The following is a 506-nucleotide window of genomic DNA, read 5'->3' as shown; positions in this document are numbered from 1 at the left end:
TAGGTGCCCTGGGCGCGGGCCTCGGCGACGATGACGGCGATCTCCTCTTCCGTGAACTGGGAATGCCGCGGGTCGTCCATCGGTGAGAGCACCCCGCCGGTCGAGCAGATCTTGATCTGATCGGCGCCCGCCCGCAGAATCTCACGCACCTTCTTGCGCACCGCCTCGGGCCCGTCGGCCACACCATTGGGCCGGCCGGGATGCTCGACATGCATCGGCGTCGAGCAGCCCGAGAGCATCCGGCCGTCACCGTGGCCGCCGGTCTGGGACATGATCGAGATCGCCAGACGCAGGTCAGGGCCGTTGATGAGGCCGGCGTCGAGCGCATGCCGGGTGCCGGCATCGGCGCCGCCTGCATCGCGGGCCGTGGTGACACCGGCGCGGAGGGTGCGCTGGAGGTGGTCGACGGACTTGTAGAACTGCAGCGAGAACGGTTCGGTGAACGAGGCGAGCGAGCCGGCCTCGGAGAAGCAGACGTGGACGTGGCAGTCGATGATGCCCGGGGT

Annotated in this window: 1 protein-coding gene; it reads right to left on the bottom strand. The window is 69.2% G+C overall.

The genetic code is table 11. The features are described 5' to 3' along the window. On the bottom strand, positions 1–506 hold a 506-nt coding region (locus tag ACFFN1_RS13510; protein WP_376841351.1), incomplete at both ends, for an amidohydrolase family protein.

Source organism: Brevibacterium otitidis (assembly GCF_042429315.1).
In the GTDB taxonomy this organism is placed as follows: Bacteria; Actinomycetota; Actinomycetes; order Actinomycetales; family Brevibacteriaceae; genus Brevibacterium; species Brevibacterium otitidis.
This window is presented reverse-complemented; position numbering and strand designations above follow the sequence as displayed.